The sequence below is a fragment of the Acinetobacter sp. FB genome (assembly GCF_056033405.1).
Window position 1 is genome coordinate 2,732,663 of record NZ_CM148502.1, and the last position, 17,459, is coordinate 2,750,121.

General features: G+C 43.0%; 13 protein-coding genes, 4 tRNA genes and 1 pseudogene. 7 read left to right on the forward strand and 11 right to left on the reverse strand.

All coding sequences use genetic code 11. The features are described from left to right. Positions 1-61: 61 nt before the first annotated feature. Complete coding sequence (locus AC0JIQ_RS12970; RefSeq protein WP_474201895.1) at positions 62-1,681, reverse strand: BCCT family transporter; 1,620 nt, start codon at positions 1,679-1,681, stop codon at positions 62-64. Between the two features lie 264 nt (positions 1,682-1,945). Between AC0JIQ_RS12970 and betI the strand changes: the two genes are divergently transcribed. From betI to AC0JIQ_RS12990, 4 genes are all read left to right on the forward strand, one after another. Further along, complete coding sequence (gene betI / locus AC0JIQ_RS12975; protein WP_474201896.1) at positions 1,946-2,572, forward strand: transcriptional regulator BetI; 627 nt, start codon at positions 1,946-1,948, stop codon at positions 2,570-2,572. Further along, positions 2,565-4,037, forward strand: a complete 1,473-nt coding sequence (betB, locus tag AC0JIQ_RS12980; protein ID WP_474201897.1) for a betaine-aldehyde dehydrogenase — start codon at positions 2,565-2,567, stop codon at positions 4,035-4,037. The genes betI and betB overlap by 8 nt, the downstream gene beginning before the upstream one ends. A gap of 92 nt (positions 4,038-4,129) precedes the next feature. Continuing rightward, positions 4,130-5,824 carry a choline dehydrogenase gene (gene betA / locus AC0JIQ_RS12985; protein WP_474201898.1) on the forward strand — a complete coding sequence of 565 codons (1,695 nt, stop codon included), beginning with the start codon at positions 4,130-4,132 and terminating at the stop codon, positions 5,822-5,824. A gap of 66 nt (positions 5,825-5,890) precedes the next feature. Continuing rightward, a complete protein-coding gene (locus AC0JIQ_RS12990) occupies positions 5,891-6,673 on the forward strand; it encodes a TorF family putative porin (protein ID WP_474201899.1) in 783 nt (260 codons plus the stop codon). 70 nt (positions 6,674-6,743) lie between these two features. Here the strand turns inward: AC0JIQ_RS12990 and AC0JIQ_RS12995 are convergent, their stop codons facing one another. Continuing rightward, complete coding sequence (locus AC0JIQ_RS12995) at positions 6,744-7,919, reverse strand: zinc-binding dehydrogenase (RefSeq protein WP_474201900.1); 1,176 nt, start codon at positions 7,917-7,919, stop codon at positions 6,744-6,746. Positions 7,920-8,273: 354 nt separating this feature from the next. Between AC0JIQ_RS12995 and AC0JIQ_RS13000 the strand changes: the two genes are divergently transcribed. From AC0JIQ_RS13000 to ntrR, 3 genes are all read left to right on the forward strand, one after another. Continuing rightward, positions 8,274-9,158, forward strand: a complete 885-nt coding sequence (locus tag AC0JIQ_RS13000) for a phosphoribosyltransferase family protein (RefSeq protein WP_474201901.1) — start codon at positions 8,274-8,276, stop codon at positions 9,156-9,158. An 18-nt stretch (positions 9,159-9,176) separates the two neighbouring features. Further along, positions 9,177-10,664: a nicotinate phosphoribosyltransferase gene (locus AC0JIQ_RS13005; protein ID WP_474201902.1), complete on the forward strand. Its 1,488-nt coding sequence runs from the start codon at positions 9,177-9,179 to the stop codon at positions 10,662-10,664. 330 nt (positions 10,665-10,994) lie between these two features. Then, on the forward strand, positions 10,995-11,750 hold the full coding sequence (ntrR, locus tag AC0JIQ_RS13010) for an ADPR responsive transcriptional repressor NtrR (protein ID WP_474201903.1): 756 nt from the start codon (positions 10,995-10,997) through the stop codon (positions 11,748-11,750). A 39-nt stretch (positions 11,751-11,789) separates the two neighbouring features. On the opposite strand, the gene AC0JIQ_RS13015 is transcribed toward ntrR, so the two are convergent. The 9 genes and pseudogenes from AC0JIQ_RS13015 to argJ all read right to left on the reverse strand — a co-directional run bounded on the left by AC0JIQ_RS13015 (position 11,790) and on the right by argJ (position 17,338). Then, on the reverse strand, positions 11,790-13,394 hold the full coding sequence (locus tag AC0JIQ_RS13015; RefSeq protein WP_474201904.1) for a GMC family oxidoreductase: 1,605 nt from the start codon (positions 13,392-13,394) through the stop codon (positions 11,790-11,792). Positions 13,395-13,577: 183 nt separating this feature from the next. Next, positions 13,578-13,856, reverse strand: coding sequence for an NERD domain-containing protein (locus AC0JIQ_RS13020; protein ID WP_474203285.1), 279 nt, complete (start codon positions 13,854-13,856; stop codon positions 13,578-13,580). A 3-nt stretch (positions 13,857-13,859) separates the two neighbouring features. After that, positions 13,860-14,134, reverse strand: a pseudogene (locus AC0JIQ_RS13025) (nuclease-related domain-containing protein); the annotation flags it as partial. Between the two features lie 218 nt (positions 14,135-14,352). Beyond that, positions 14,353-14,429: transfer RNA gene (locus tag AC0JIQ_RS13030), tRNA-Pro, on the reverse strand. Between the two features lie 3 nt (positions 14,430-14,432). Then, a tRNA-His gene (locus AC0JIQ_RS13035) sits at positions 14,433-14,508 on the reverse strand. A 36-nt stretch (positions 14,509-14,544) separates the two neighbouring features. Then, a tRNA-Arg gene (locus tag AC0JIQ_RS13040) sits at positions 14,545-14,621 on the reverse strand. A gap of 68 nt (positions 14,622-14,689) precedes the next feature. After that, positions 14,690-14,766: transfer RNA gene (locus tag AC0JIQ_RS13045), tRNA-Pro, on the reverse strand. Positions 14,767-14,909: 143 nt separating this feature from the next. Further along, positions 14,910-15,974 (reverse strand): quinolinate synthase NadA, encoded by a 1,065-nt coding sequence (gene nadA, locus AC0JIQ_RS13050; RefSeq protein WP_005218157.1) that lies wholly within the window; start codon positions 15,972-15,974, stop codon positions 14,910-14,912. Positions 15,975-16,117: 143 nt separating this feature from the next. Further along, positions 16,118-17,338: a bifunctional glutamate N-acetyltransferase/amino-acid acetyltransferase ArgJ gene (gene argJ / locus AC0JIQ_RS13055; RefSeq protein WP_474201905.1), complete on the reverse strand. Its 1,221-nt coding sequence runs from the start codon at positions 17,336-17,338 to the stop codon at positions 16,118-16,120. Positions 17,339-17,459 lie beyond the last annotated feature (121 nt).

The window sequence follows — 17,459 nt, forward strand, 5'->3', positions numbered from 1 at the left end:
ACTAGATCAATGAAAAGACATATCTGAATAGAAAATGAAAAACAAAAGTTATTTACCTGAATTACAATGTTTCTGATTTTTCAGTGGTGTGATGTGATGACTGAGTGTCCTGCGTTATCACTTGCGGTGGTGTAGGACGAAACTGATCCTGTTTCAGTGCTTTGGCCAAGCCAAACATATACAGCAAAATAATAACGGAGAATGGCAAACCACACAGTACCACAGCGCTTTGCATAGAGTGAAAACTCCCTGCCAACAGCAGCCCGATACTGACAATGGTAATCACCACAGACCAGAAAATTCGCAACCAAATCGGTGAATCACTTTCATTGCTACCCCCTTTCGAGGACAGATTTGCGATCATGAGTGTACCAGAACCCACAGGGGTCAAAAACAATACGAAACAAATCACAACAACAATCCCAGCAACATAAGGATTGAACGGTAAAAATTCGAGAAGCTTAAATAAGGACAAAGCAGGATCGGTTAACACCAGATCACCTAAGATTTTTTGCTTTTGTTCCAAAATAAAATAGATTGCGGTGTTACCAAAAATCGAGATCCAAGCCAACGTAAAACCGAGTGGAATCAGACAGACACCGAGCACAACTTCACGAATAGTACGACCTTTAGAAATACGCGCAATAAACATGCCGACGAATGGTGCCCATGCAATCCACCATGCCCAATAGAACACTGTCCATGAACCTAACCACTCACCTGCTTTGGCATTGTAGAGGTACATATCAAAGCTTTTCGCCAGAAAATGATCGAGATAATCACCCACGTTCTGTACTAATCCATTGAGCAAATGGTTGGTTGGCCCTGTGAGGAATACAAACAGCAAGAGCGCATAGAGCAAACGCAAATTGATACGCGATAACCAAGCTAAGCCCTTTTCAATTCCAACCACGGTGGTCATGGTCGCAACTGACATCATCAGTAACACCACCGTAATCAGTGTGGTTTGGTTATTTGGAATCTCGGGCAAAAGATAATGCACACCCGAAACCAGTACCAAAGCACCAATACCGAGGTTGGTCACCAAAGAAATGACCGTAGCTAAAATCCCAAAACCATCGACAAAGTCTCCAATCAAACCATGAATACGTTCACCAAAGATCGGATATAGCGCAGAGCGCAATGCCAATGGTAAGTTCTGACGAAAAGCAAAATAACCGAGTGTCACACCCAATAAGGCATACAACACCCAACCATGAATGCCCCAATGTAAAAAGCTATACATCATGGCATCACGTGCGGCTTGAATGGTTCCACCCTGACCTTCTGGCGGTCGAATAAAATGGTCAACGGGTTCAGCTACACCGTAATACAGTAGTGCAATCCCGATCCCTGCGGAAAACAGCATCGACACCCAAGCCAGATAGCCAAACTCAGGTTTATCGTCATCTTTACCTAATGGAATCTGCCCAACCCGAGAAAAGGCCAGCCAAGCAACAAAACCTAAACAAACCACAATCACCAGCATGTAATACCAACCAAACAATTGATTGGCCTGCCCTTGTATATAGGTTAACCAGAACTGACTGCGCTGTGGAAACAACACAAACAATAGGCCAAAAATGCCAATACTGATTGCGGAGCTCCAAAAAACAAACAAATTTAAACGTATAGGTTCAGATGGGGACCCTTCATTACTTTCTGAACTTTCTGACACCATGTTCTTGCTCCTTGCAATTGGTGTTTTTTCTTAAAAAATAATGTGATAAGTGTTCAATTCTGCTTATCGCCTTATCCATAAGAATCTTTGATTTATTACGCTACTTCTATTCTTTCCAATCAAAAATTCATTGATTTTTACAGATCATACTTTTTATTGATTGAACGTTCAATCAATAAAAAGTATGATAAAAAAATGTTATGATGCTCTACATCGAGAAATGTTGAATAAAAAGCACCTTGGCAGGGCTTTAAATGGATAAGCATGACAAAGCGTAGAGTAAAACCAGAGCATGTGCGACGTGAAGAGATTATTAGCGCCGCATTTTATGTAATTTCTGAAGTGGGGTTATCCAATACCACCATTGCACAAATTGCAAAAAAGGCTGAACTATCGACCGGTATTGTGAGTCACTATTTTGGTGACAAACAGGGTCTAATCAATACCTGTATGCAGGAAATGCTCAACATTTTGCGCCAAAAAACCGACCAATACAAAACCGAAGCAGATGCGCATCCAGAAAGCCAAATCAAGGCCATTATTGATTCCAACTTCGATATCAGTCAGGTCAACAAACAAGCCATGCGGGTCTGGTTAGACTTCTGGTCAGCCAGTATGCACTTGCCCGAACTTGGACGTTTACAACGAATTAATGATCAACGCCTGTATTCCAACTTGAAACATTATTTTCTGATGTTGATAGAGGATAAACAACAGGCCAGCATTGCCGCTCGCGGATTGGCGGCTTTGATTGACGGATTATGGTTACGTGGCAGTTTGAGCAGTCATGATGAGTTTGACAGCCAGTTGGCACGTTCCATTGCTTACGATTATGTAAAAACGCAATTGCAGTTTGCGAACAAACCTTTGCAGGAGAGACAGAATGAGTGATGCACAAGTTCATCAGTTATATATCCACGGACGTTATGTCGCAGCGACCAGTGGCAAAACATTTAACAGCATTAACCCTGCCAACGGTGAAGTGATCGCAACACTTCAACAAGCCTCACAACAAGACATTGAAGCGGCTGTTCAAAGCGCACAACAAGGCCAGAAAGTCTGGGCAGCCATGACTGCGATGGAGCGTTCTCGCATCCTACGTCGTGCGGTTGATATCCTACGTGAACGTAATGATGAACTTGCCCAACTCGAAACCCTCGATACCGGTAAAGCCTACAGCGAAACATCGACTGTGGATATTGTGACAGGTGCCGATGTCATCGAATACTACGCAGGTCTTGCAACTGCCATTCAAGGCGAGCAAGTGCCACTGCGTGAATCAAGCTTCTTCTATACCCGTCGTGAACCCCTCGGTGTAGTAGCTGGTATTGGTGCTTGGAACTATCCAATTCAAATCGCCATGTGGAAATCTGCGCCTGCCCTAGCAGCGGGAAATGCCATGATTTTCAAACCAAGCGAAACCACGCCACTGACTGCATTTAAACTTGCTGAAATCTATACAGAAGCCGGCGTACCAGACGGCGTATTTAACGTGGTTCAAGGCGCGGGTCGTGATATCGGTCAATGGCTGACTGAGCATCCTGTGATTGAAAAAATCTCGTTCACGGGTGGTGTCGAAACTGGCAAAAAAGTGATGGCCAGTGCTGCAGGTTCGACCTTGAAAGAAGTCACCATGGAGCTGGGCGGTAAATCACCGTTGATTATTTGTGATGATGCCAATCTCGACCGTGCTGCGGATATCGCAGTGATGGCAAACTTCTTTAGCTCAGGTCAAGTCTGCACCAATGGTACCCGTGTGTTTGTACCCAAAGCCTTGCTTGCCGATTTTGAAGCAGCCGTTGTGGAACGGGTAAAACGGATTCGTATCGGCGATCCAATGGCCGAACAAACCAATTTCGGTCCACTCACCAGTTTCCCGCATATGGAAAAAGTGTTGTCTTTCATTGAGTCAGGCAAACAGCAAGGTGCAAAACTATTAATCGGTGGTGGCCGTGCCACTGAAGGTGACTTAGCCAAAGGTGCATATGTACTCCCGACGGTATTCAGCAACTGCCAAGATGATATGGCGATTGTGCAAGAAGAAATCTTTGGCCCAGTAATGAGCATTCTCAGCTATGAAACTGAGGAAGAAGTGATCCGTCGTGCCAATGACACCACCTTTGGCCTAGCTGCAGGTGTGGTAACCCAAGACATCACTAAAGCACATCGTATGATTCATCAACTTGAAGCAGGTATCTGCTGGATCAATACCTGGGGCGAATCGCCTGCGGAAATGCCAGTGGGTGGCTACAAGCAATCTGGCGTTGGCCGTGAAAATGGCTTAACCACTTTGGGTCATTACACCCGTATCAAATCCGTTCAAGTTGAGTTGGGTGAGTATCACAGCATTTTCTAATGCCCTCAGCTTTCACCCTCAAAATTAATCCTCAATGCCGAGCAATCCCATGATTGTATCGGCATCCTCAAGAATAGAAAAAAGGGATAACGATGAATACTCAAGCATATGACTACATTATCATTGGCGCAGGATCTGCTGGAAATGTACTCGCAACACGTCTGACTGAAGACAAAGACGTGACTGTTTTATTATTGGAAGCCGGTGGCCCAGACTACCGTTTAGATTTCCGTACTCAAATGCCAGCCGCTTTGGCCTTTCCTTTACAAGGTCGTCGCTATAACTGGGCCTATGAAACCGATCCTGAACCCCACATGAACAATCGTCGTATGGAATGTGGTCGTGGTAAGGGCTTAGGTGGTTCTTCTCTGATTAACGGCATGTGCTATATCCGTGGCAATGCCATGGATCTGGATCAGTGGGCAACCATGAAAGGTCTGGAAGACTGGACTTATGCAGACTGCTTACCCTACTACAAAAAAGCCGAAACCCGTGATATCGGTGGTAATGACTACCATGGTGACAAAGGCCCTGTGTCAGTGGCAACCCCTAAAAATGGCAACAATGTCTTGTTCCATGCCATGGTGGAAGCAGGCGTACAGGCAGGTTATCCACGTACCGATGACTTAAATGGTTATCAACAAGAAGGCTTTGGTCCAATGGACCGTACTGTGACCCAAAAAGGCCGTCGCTCAAGTACTGCCCGTGGTTATCTCGATTTAGCCAAAGGTCGCCCGAATTTAACCATCGTCACGCATGCCACCACCAATAAAATCCTGTTCAATCAAAAACAGGCGGTGGGTGTGGAATATATTATTGGCGCAGACCAAGCCAATATGAAACAGGCACAGGCCAAACGTGAAGTGTTGCTCTGCGCAGGTGCGATTGCCTCACCACAAATCTTGCAACGCTCAGGTGTGGGTGAAAGCAACTTCCTGAAATCGATGGATATTGATGTCGTGCATGATTTGCCGGGTGTGGGTGAGAACCTGCAAGACCATCTGGAAATGTATTTGCAATACCAATGTAAACAGCCTGTATCACTCTACCCTGCACTGCAATGGTATAACCAGCCTGCAATCGGTGCTGAATGGTTATTCAATGGCACTGGCGTTGGTGCAAGCAACCAGTTCGAAGCGGGTGGCTTTATCCGTAGCTCAGAAGAGTTTGACTGGCCGAATATCCAATATCACTTCTTGCCTGTTGCGATTAACTACAACGGTAGTAATGCAGTAAAAGAGCATGGCTTCCAAGCGCATGTCGGTTCAATGCGCTCACCGTCACGTGGTCGCATTAAGCTGAAATCAAAAGATCCGTTTGAGCATCCAAGTATCCTGTTCAACTACATGTCAACTGAACAAGACTGGCGTGAATTCCGGGATGCGATTCGTATCACCCGTGAAATCATGGCGCAACCTGCACTTGATCCGTATCGTGGTGAAGAAATCAGTCCGGGTAAACATATCCAGACCGATGCAGAACTGGATGAATTCGTCCGCACCCATGCCGAAACAGCATTTCACCCATCATGCAGTTGTAAGATGGGCGAAGATGAGATGGCTGTAGTCGATGGTCAAGGTCGCGTTCACGGGGTACAAGGCTTGCGTGTGGTTGATGCTTCCATCATGCCACTGATCATTACTGGCAATCTGAACGCCACCACCATTATGATCGCAGAAAAAATTGCCGATCAAATCCGTGGTCAAAAACTCCCTCGTTCTGAAGCGGCTTATTACAAAGCGGGTACAGCACCTGTACGTCAAGCGCCGTTACGTCCAATACAATAAGCAAGAAATTCCTTTAGGGGATACCCGAAGCAAAGCTTCGGGTTTTACTTCATTCAGGGAGAAATGATGAAAAAAACCTTATTTTTAATTGTACCTTTGGCTTTTTATTTTCAAAGCATCCACGCCACTGAAACCACCTCACCCTACTCAGCCAATATCACTGCGGCTAGCCAATACGTTTCTCGCGGTTTTCAACAAACTTGGGGTAAACCTGCCTTACAAGGTGGACTGGATTACAACCATGCCAGCGGTTTTTATGCAGGGACTTGGGCATCGATGGTAAGTGATCATTTTATTCGTGATGCCTCGGTCGAGTGGGATGTGTATACTGGCTATAGCCGCAGTTTTGGTGATTTAACTATTGGCACCAAAGTCGCCTATTACTATTATCCTGGGGCAAAAACCACTGCGGATACAGGCCATACCCGTTTTGATTATGGGGAAATTATCCCTGAGATTAGCTATGGGCCGCTTAGCGTTAAATATGCGATTACCTATACCCAAGATTATTTCGGCAATAATTCGGATACCTTAGGCGTCGGTAACAATAAGCATTCACGTGGTTCGGGCTATTTGGATGTCAATTGGCACCAACCGATTACGCAAGGTTGGTCTGTCGATGCCCATTATGGTAATCAACGCATTAAAAACTTTTCTGCAGCAAGCTTTCAAGATGCCAGTTTTGCCGTCAACAAAGAACTGCCATATAACCTTTCAAGTAGTTTGACCTATAGCAAAGCATGGGATAAAGACGGTTTTTATCAGCAATACAGCAATGGCAATCCCAACGCCAAAGTATCGAATCCAATTGATTCAACTGTGACACTGTCATTGACCAAAAGTTTCTAATCCAAGCGGGATCAAGACTTCTGACATAAAAAGCCGCTTCATTGAAAGCGGCTTTTTAGAATCTTGAATATTAAGGCTTGATCAGTTCAATCGTTGAACCTGCACGTTTTGGATCAATCAAAATCTTGGCATGTTGCTCTGGGTCGCGTAGCGCCTCAAACGCATTGCCGACGCCTTCCAAACCGACCACACCCGTGATCAATGGTGAACAATCAACTTTACCTTCCGCAATCATATGCAGGGTGTCACGGAACTCAAGTGGGGTATAACCCAGCACATACTGGATTTCTAATTCTTTATTGATCGCCAACGCAGGTTCGATTTTATCACTTTGCATACAAACCCCTACTCCGACAATACGTGAGAATAGCGGTGCGCCCTCTAAGATCTGCTGCATAATCCCTGCCACACCCACGCACTCAAAAATTACAGGTCGTTTCGGCAATATTCCGAGCTTGTCACCAACGCGCATGGCATTGACCCACGGTAATGAGTACGTCTGAACCTTATCAAAAATTCCCATGCCCATATTCACTGCTTCAGAGACATTGCCCAATAAGCCAAGTTCTTTCCAACTACCGAATGGAGACTGTTGTTTAGGATCAATCAAGACATCCGCACCACATTGCTCAGCCAAACGACGACGGTTCGGTGAAAAATCACTGGCAATCACGGTTTTAACGCCTGCTGCTTTAAGCATAATAATCACACCCAAACCGACAGGGCCACAGCCAATCACAATCGCAGGCTCGTTTTTCTTGATTCGACTACGACGTACCGCATGTAAGGCAACCGCCATTGGTTCAGTCAGTGCAGCACGATCCGCATCTAAACCATTAGGAACTTCAAACATTAAACTGGATTGTACCAAGACCTGTTCTGCATAACCGCCAGAAGCACTTGGCGACAACCCTGTCGGCACATAACCTTGCGGATCAACATTTAACAATGGCATGGCACAAACTAAAGTATCTACTTTCAATTTACGGCGTGTTTTTGGACCATAATCCAAGACTTTACCGCAGAACTCATGACCGAAAACCAATTTATCAGAGGACTTTGCAACTCCATTGAACCCGACTCGTGCTGCCAAATCATGCATGTGATCACAGTGATGTTGCATGTGTAAATCTGAACCACAGATACCGCAACGTACGACTTCAAGTAAGACTTGCCCTTTTGCAGGAACCAATTGAAGACTGGCTTCTAGTTTTAACTCAGCGTTATGACAAATCAGAGATTTCATAGGATGCTTTCCTTTTTTGTTTTATTCCGATTGTTCACTTTTAGCACTTTGACCTGCTGCAATGCCAAGCAAACAATACATGCCTCAATCCTGACAAGGATAATTGTCAAAAACTATGACCGAAACATCAATATATCGCAGCAATAAAGTCAGCAGCTGGTCCATTTTAGAATGATCCCAATGATTAAAAAAAGTTTAATAATTATTCTCTTTTAACTTCAAATAGATGAATCTATTTTCTAAGTTGCTTCCCTATTTTTATTAAAACGATCAAATTTAAACCTTGCATTTAATAGTGTCATTATGCCAATATATATTTACTGGCTTTAAGCCACTATAAAAGAGAAATTAATAATGACGATTCAACTTATGACAGCTCAAGCGAATGTTCCCATCGAGTTTTTGCAGTTTTCAGGTGGTGAGCGTCATATTCAACTACAGCCTGAGTTATTGAACCAATTACAAGCTGACACTCAGATCAAAGCCTCACTTCAGAGCAGCACCGATGTGATGGACTATCTATTATTGGAAAATGTGTTACTAGAACAAGGCACTCGCCTTTCGGTGGAAATCCCTTATTTTGCCTATGCACGTCAAGACCGTATCTGTGCACAAGGTCAGGCCTTCTCACTGGATTTAATGACCAAGCTATTGAATAGCAATAGTGAAAAATTTGCAGGACAACGTCAGAAAATTGTGGTGTGGGATTGTCATAGCCCAGTGACGCTTGAGCTATTACGCAAAAATACGCGTTTTCAAGCGGTGATCAATATCGAACCGATTGAGATTATCCAGCAAAGCCCTGCATTGATGCAGATTTTAAGCGCTGACAATAGCGTGTTGATCTGTCCCGATGCAGGAGCAACACAACGCACCCAAGCGATTGCAAACGGCATCAATCCGCAACGCCAACAAGCCATTGAAGTGATTCACTGTGAAAAGAAACGCGATCCAAGCACTGGAAAAATTAGAACAACTGCGGTGGATAGCCCTGATTTGACAGGAAAAACAGCCGTGATCACCGATGATATTTGCGATGGTGGTGCCACTTTTATTGGTATTGCCAAACAACTACGCAGCCTAAACTGCCAAAACATTATTTTGTATGTCACCCATGGCATTTTTAGCAAAGGTCTCGTGGTATTTGATGGCTTGGTCGATCAGCTCTTTACCAGCAATAGCCTGCCACAAGCAGAAGCAAGCAAACTCAATATCATCAATTTTCAAAATCAAGATTAAAGCAAGAGGCCGATAAAAATGAGTATTAAAATTAACCCACTCAATGCAATTGATTTCTATAAAGCAGATCACCGTCGTCAGTATCCAGTGGGAACTGAATACGTCTATGCCAACTTTACCCCGCGTTCATCACGTTTAGCCAAAATGCTGCCTGACTTTGATGACAAGATTGTGTTCTTTGGTCTGCAAGGCTTTATTAAACATTTTTTGATTGAAACTTGGAACGAGGGCTTCTTTAATCAACCTAAATCCAAAGTAGTCGCAGCCTATAAACGTCGCATGGACAATTCTCTAGGTGAAGGTGCTGTTCCCGTTGAACACATCGAAGCCCTGCACGATCTTGGCTATTTACCTTTAAAGATTAAAGCACTAGAAGAAGGTAGCCGAGTCAATATCAAAGTACCTGTATTGACTATTATCAATACTGATCCAAATTTCTTTTGGTTAACCAACTATATCGAAACCGTGCTCAGTGCCGAATTATGGAAAAGCTGTACCACGGCCAGCATTGCCTATGAATATAAACGCTTATTGACCCAATATGCAGAAAAAACAGGTGCAGCTTTAGACTTTGTTGCTGTTCAAGGCCATGATTTTAGTAGCCGAGGGATGAGTGGGATCTATGATGCTGCCCAATCGGGTGTGGGTCACTTAACCAGTTTTATTGGTACCGATTCAGTCGCTTCAATTGACTATGCAGAAGAATATTACAACGCAGAAGGTGTAGTGGGCGTTTCAGTACCTGCAACAGAACACAGTGTGATGTGTATGGGTAGTGAAGAAAGTGAAATCGAGACCTTTAGACGTCTGATCTGTGAACTCTATCCTAGTGGCGTGGTCAGTATCGTTTCAGATACTTGGGATTTTTGGCGTGTGATTACTGAGTTTAGCGTGGAATTGAAAGCAGAGATTCTAAATCGTCAACCGAATGCTCTCGGACTAGCCAAAGTGGTGTTTCGCCCTGACTCTGGTGATCCCGTGAAAATTATCTGCGGCGATCCTGATGCAGAGCGAGATAGTCCCGCTTATAAAGGTGCGGTGCAATGTTTATGGGAGATTTTTGGCGGCACAGAAACAGCGCAAGGCTATAAAGTACTGAATGAGCGTGTTGGCTTAATCTATGGTGACTCTATTACCCTAGAACGTGCACAAAATATCTTAAAAGGTTTAGAAGCCAAAGGCTTTGCTTCCAATAATCTAGTTTTTGGAATCGGCAGCTATACCTATAACTATTTAACTCGCGATAGCTTTGGTTTTGCTGTAAAAGCCACTTGGGGACAGGTCAATGGCGTCGGTCGCGGACTGTTTAAAGACCCAGTGACCGACTCGGGTGTTAAAAAATCAGCCAAGGGCTTATTACGGGTTGAACAAACTGAAAATGGTTTTGAGCTCTTTGATCAACAAAGCTTTGAACAGGAGAAGATGGGGGCACTGCAAACAGTATTTGAAAATGGTCAATTGCTAAGAGAATGCTCGCTTGATCAAATTCGGGAAAGATTGGTCTAAGCAATATCAAGACCCCTCATTTGCAGTTCATCTACCTTACATCATGACAGGCGGCATGGATGCCGCCCATTTAACAATCTTGCACGAAATTCAGAATGCTATTTTGAACTGGGCTCAGGATGCAGCATCAACTAACCGCAGCAATGAACAGTTTTTGCTTAGGCTTTATCCCTAAAAGTATACAATTGCCAATACACAAAAGTTTTGATTTCTCGATAACTGCTGTCGCTACGCTGAAACAAACTTAACTGTTTTTTCATTTATAAATAGCGCATTCAAATCTATACAAAACCTTTATACTTGATTCACTCATCCATGAGATAACGCTAAATGACCTATACTTCCGAACAGGAATACCTTGCCCACTACCAAAAAACAGACTATGACACCCCACTGTTTACGGTCGATATGGTAATTTTTTCTGTGGCAAAAGGTCAATTACAAGTCTTAATGATTCAACGCTCCAACTTTCCCGAAAAAGGCAAATGGGCGCTACCGGGTGGCTTTGTCCATTTAAAAACCGATCCAGACTTAATGGCAACGGCCCACCGCAAACTGCTTGAAAAAACAGGAATTCACTCCCCTTACCTAGAACAAGTTGAAACCATTGGTAATCAACATCGTGATCCACGTGGCTGGTCCATTACCGCTTTATATTTTGCCTTAATTGATTTTGACAAATTTGAAATTCAAGCAAGTACCACCACTGAGCATAGTCAATGGCTTGCAATCGATCAGGCATTACAACTTGATTTAGCCTTTGATCATCAACAATTGCTAAAACTCGCTTATGATCGCCTTGCCAATAAAACCCGTTATACCGCTCTACCCGCCAGCCTCATGCCTGAGCTTTTTACCCTGACCGAATTACAAACCATTTATGAAATTATTTTAGGGCATACATTAGAAAAGAAATCATTCAGACGGCGTATGCAAGAAGCAGGTGCAGTTGAGGAAACAGGGCAACAAAAAATTGTCGGAAAACGCCATGCTCAATTATTTCGTTATGCACTTGATGATTTTAATTTCACCTTTCCGCGTATGCTGGAAACACCTCGCAACAACACTGAAAATGAAAAGAGCTAAGATATTTCTAGCTTAGCTCCAATTGCTGATCGTTTAAGTTTACTTCCACGTTTGACGAATCAAATCCACCGCTTTTTCAGCAATCATGATCGCTGGAGCATTGGTATTACCATTCACCACGGTTGGCATAATCGACGCATCCACCACGCGCAATCCTGCAATACCATATACTTTCAGTTCAGGATCAACCACTGCCATCTCATCCACACCCATTTTACAACTGCCGACTGGGTGATACACCGTATCGACACGTTGGCGTAAAATCTCACGGATTTCATCATCAGACTGCACATTAGCGGTAAACATATCCTCTTTAATTTTTTCACTTAAAGCAGGTGCGTTCATTAACTTCTGTGTGACTTTAAACCCATCGACCATATCTTGCAGATCTTGTTCATCCTCTAAGAATTTAAAATCAATCAATAATGGATCATCAACATTTCTACCACTGAGTTTGACTGAACCACGCGCACGCGGATTCAATAAACACACATGACATGAAATACCATGACCTGTGTGCATCGTGCGAGCATGGTTATCTACTACAGCAATCACAAAATGTAATTGTAAATTTGGCTTATCTAACTCAGGGCGACTTTTTAAGAAGCCACCACATTCAGCATAATTGGTAGTGATTAAACCACGGCGTTCTTTACGATAACGACCAATCTGCTTAACCAAATCTAAACTACCACCAACCGACACCCCAAAGGTTCCTTCCATTTGCTTGGTCTTATAAGCAAAAATAAAGTCAGGATGATCGTGCAGGTTTTCACCCACACCCGCCAAATCTTTAATTACAGGGATACCGTGTTTTTCTAGTTCTTGTCGTGGGCCAATCCCCGACAACATCAAGACTTGTGGAGATTGGAATGCACCCGCAGATAAGAGCACTTCTTTATTGGCACGAACAACCGTGCTTTGTCCATTGTGTTTATATTCGACCCCAACAGCACGACCATTTTCAATCACAAGTTTTGACACCAAAGCTTTGGTAATCACATGTAGATTCGGGCGTTTACCTAAATAAGGAAACAGATAACCACGTGCTGCGCTCCAACGTTCACCATTTTTTTGTGTGACCTGATAAACACCGAGTCCTTCTTGTTCTGCGCCATTAAAGTCATCATTCAGCGGATAATTGACCTGCTTCGCAGCTTCAACAAAGGTTTTCTGATACGGATTGTCCGAACGCAATTCACTGACATTCAATGGTCCGTGTTGACCATGATATTCATTACGAATGCGCTCGTTATGCTCTGATTTTATAAAGTATGGCAATACATCCTGATAAGACCATCCTGTATTACCTAGAGCTGCCCAATGGTCATAATCACTATGATGACCACGGATGTAGACCATCGCATTAATCGCAGAACTACCACCTAAGCATTTTCCACGAGGTTGATAGCCTTTACGCCCATTTAAACCTTTTTGTGGAATGGTTTCTAAAGCCCAGTTATTAATCTTGGTTGGAATACTGATCACTGCTGCTGATGGTGTATTCACCAACCAGCTATTGCCATCACCACCAGCCTCAAGTAAACAAACTGATATATTTGGATTTTCTGAAAGCCGACCTGCAAGTACACAACCTGCTGAGCCACCACCAATAATTACAAAATCAAAAGCTGCTTGTGTCATTTCTATCCCTGTTATTTTCATTTTTTAAAAAGTTAAAATATTATGCCTAAAACCACATAAATAAGCGGCATTACTTGTCTAACAGCTCTATGCTCTACAATTAAAAATTAACTGGATATCATTCAAACCACAATAGCTAAACTAAGCAAGGAATTTGAGATAAATGAACAGATAAAACAAAAGCTAATTTATTGCATCTTTCTTCGTGCTTTTCTGTTTGAGATATTCAACATGTTGGCGATCTGTTTTCCATAAAGATTCCAATATTTCTTTTTCTATTCTGTAATGAATTCTTTTTTGCTTCATTGAGCTGATTACTTCCTCATTGAAGCTCTTTACATAATTTATCCATGTCTTTCCACGAAATACATTTTCAGGCATCTCTGTTTTGAATTCACTTTTAGGAGTAAAAACAATAACTGAATGCAAATATTTTGGTTCAAGTATATCACTTAAAATCATCTCCAAAACTTTCATGTGTTTGTAGTTTTGATGTAATGGATTTTGAAACTTATAACTTTTTTTATAAATCTTTTGCGTCCATTGTTTCTGACGAGCACTACCAAAAATCCACCCCCTATAGTTTTTGTTTCTATAATAAAAACACCGTAAGGACTTATTAGAATGTGATCAATTTGTGTTGTTCCCTGCTCTTGATCAGGAATCGTACAGTTATTTAACAGAATATACTCATCACCTAATGCTTTATCGACATATACGGCAACCATGAGTTCGCCCATCTTTCCTTTAAAATGGGGCGATTTCAAATAAGTAAGAACAGCTAAAATAATAATGATAAAATAAAATAGAAAAGCATCTCTTCCCAATCACTTATAGTTTTTGAAGTTTAAAATAATGAATCTGATACGTTATAAATATTATATTAATAACATAATCAATTAATGCAGACGTAAAAAAACCGCTAAATTAGCGGTATTTTATCTCATCTTAAAGATGATGGTCGGAGCAGTAGGATTCGAACCTACGACCCCCTGGTCCCAAACCAGGTGCACTACCAGGCTGTGCTATGCTCCGAATTGGGGTGAATGACGGGATTCGAACCCGCGACAACCGGAATCACAATCCGGGGCTCTACCAACTGAGCTACATCCACCATCAAAACTTTGATTCTATATACCAAGCTGCCAAATGGCGCGCCTGACAGGATTCGAACCTGTGACCATCCGCTTAGAAGGCGGATGCTCTATCCAACTGAGCTACAGGCGCATAACGATGATAATACTATCACGATACTTCGCCGATATTTAAAACTATGTTTTACAACATATTTTAAATGGTCGGAGCAGTAGGATTCGAACCTACGACCCCCTGGTCCCAAACCAGGTGCACTACCAGGCTGTGCTATGCTCCGATTTCTTTTCAGCTTTTAGCGTATCGCACATCGTGCGGTACGGTGTGCATTCTAGGCGCGACGCTCTAGAACGTCAACACCTATTTTTCAAAAAAAGAATAAATCCTTATCAAATGTATATTTAACAAGCATTTTCAAACGTTTTAGCGTTTCAAAGAAGCACTAAAGTTCAACATTCGATCTAAGGGTAATTTCGCGCGTTCAGCAAGGGCTGGATCAACGTGTATTTCTTGATCAGCATGTTGTAATACATGCAAAATACCATCCAGTTCGTTCATCGCCATCCACGGGCAATGTGCACATGAACGACAAGTTGCCCCCTCACCTGCGGTTGGTGCTTCAAATAATTCTTTATCAGGCGCTGCTTGTTGCATTTTATAGAAAATACCGCGATCCGTTGCCACGATCATTTGTTTATGTGGCAAGGTCTGAGCTGCTTTAATCAGTTGCGAGGTGCTTCCCACCGCATCAGCAATATCCACCACCGATTCAGGTGACTCAGGATGAACCAATACCGCTGCATCTGGATAGAGCGCTTTCATTTGCGCAATACCACGGGCACGGAATTCTTCATGCACGATACATGCACCATCCCACAACAACATTTCAGCGCCCGTTTTCTTTTGAATATAGCGACCTAAATGCTGATCTGGTGCCCAAATAATTTTTTCGCCCAAACTATCTAAATGTTCAATGATCTCAACCGCACAACTTGAAGTCACCACCCAATCGGCACGTGCTTTCACAGCTGCCGAGGTATTGGCATACACCACCACGGTATGATCAGGATGCTGATCACAGAACGCTGAAAACTCATCTACAGGACAACCCAAATCAAGTGAACAGGTTGCTTCTAAAGTTGGCATCAACACTGTTTTTTCTGGTGATAAGATTTTAGAGGTTTCGCCCATAAACTTTACGCCTGCCACCACAAGGGTTGTTGCAGGATGATCACGACCAAAGCGCGCCATTTCCAATGAATCAGAAACACATCCCCCTGTCAGTTCGGCAAGCTCTTGCACTTCAGGATCACAGTAATAGTGAGCCACAAGCACTGCATTTCGCTTTTTCAACTCAGCTGCAATTTGAGCAAACTTTTCTTGTTTCACTTCTGGGCTAAGGCTATTGTCCTTTGGCTCGCCCAAACGATCTAAATGCGCCTGCACAATATTTTTGGCTTCGTTCGCAATTAAATTCGCATCATTCATAAAGCGTCTTCTCTATCCTGCGTGCTTGCATCGCTGCAAACTTATAACGTGGGTATCTTGGTGAGCATTTAGTTAATATCACACTATCCACATACCAGCTTATAAAAAAAGCCTCACTGTGGAGGCTTTATTATAACGCAAATTTATGAGCGATAATCGGCATTAATTTTGACATAGTCATAAGAAAAGTCACAGGTATACACCGTGTCTTTTGCTGTACCACGACCGAGGTCAATACGAATGCTAATTTCCTTCTCTGCCATCACTGCTGCACCAGCTTCTTCGGTATAGTCTGGGTTTGCACCACCATCTAGGCAAATTTGTACATCACCGATCCAGACCTGAACCTTGCTACTGTCTAGCTTTGGCACACCTGCCTTACCGATCGCCATCACAATACGTCCCCAGTTTGGATCTGAAGCAAATAAAGCCGTTTTGATGAGTGGTGACTCGGCAACACTATAGGCAACATCACAACATTCTTGAGTATTGGCTCCGCCTTCCACCTGAACTGTGATGAACTTAGTTGCACCCTCACCATCACGTACGATCAATTGCGCTAGACGATCCATGATACGAGCAAGTACTTCTAATACTTGCTGATAACGTGCATCCTCTTGATTCTGGATTTCTATACCACCTGCCAAACCCGTTGCTACAAAGATACAAGAGTCATTGGTCGAGGTATCACCATCAATGGTAATACGGTTAAAAGAGTGCTCAACCGTGGTTTGCAGTAAACGCTGTACCAGTTCAGCACTAATCGGAGCATCGGTTGCAACAAAGCTGAGCATGGTCGCCATATTTGGACGAATCATGCCTGCACCTTTACTGATTCCCGTCATGGTATAGGTCACACCATCCAGTTCGAACTGTTCAGATGCACCTTTTGGTGTAGTGTCTGTGGTCATGATGCCAGATGCCGCATCTGCCCAACGATCTGCATTTAAATCATTTAACGCAGGTTGAATCCCTTGTACTAAACGTTCAATTGGGAGTTGCTCACCAATCACACCAGTTGAAAACGGTAAAATCTGATTGGCTTGAACACCAGTTAACTCAGCCAACTTTGCACAAGTCGCCTCTGCATTTTTATAACCAACTGTTCCTGTTGCAGCATTGGCGTTGCCTGTATTAATAATCAGGTAACGTGGTGTATTTTCTGCTAAATGCTTTTTACTCAATTGAACAGGCGCAGCAGCAAAAGCGCTTTGGGTAAACACCCCTGCAACGTTTGAGCCTTCAGCAAATTCAAAAATGACTAGATCTCGTCGATTTGGATAACGTACATACGCCTCAGTTGAGCCAATTTTTACACCCTGCACCACATGCATAAGTGGCATTGTTACGTCACCAACAGCCATTTTTAAACTTCCATTCAACTTATTATGAAAGGCTTAAGCTTATTCCAAAAGGCAATTAAAATCGAGTATTAACGACATGGATAATTTATAAAATAAAGTTAGTTTTTTTAGAATTATACCC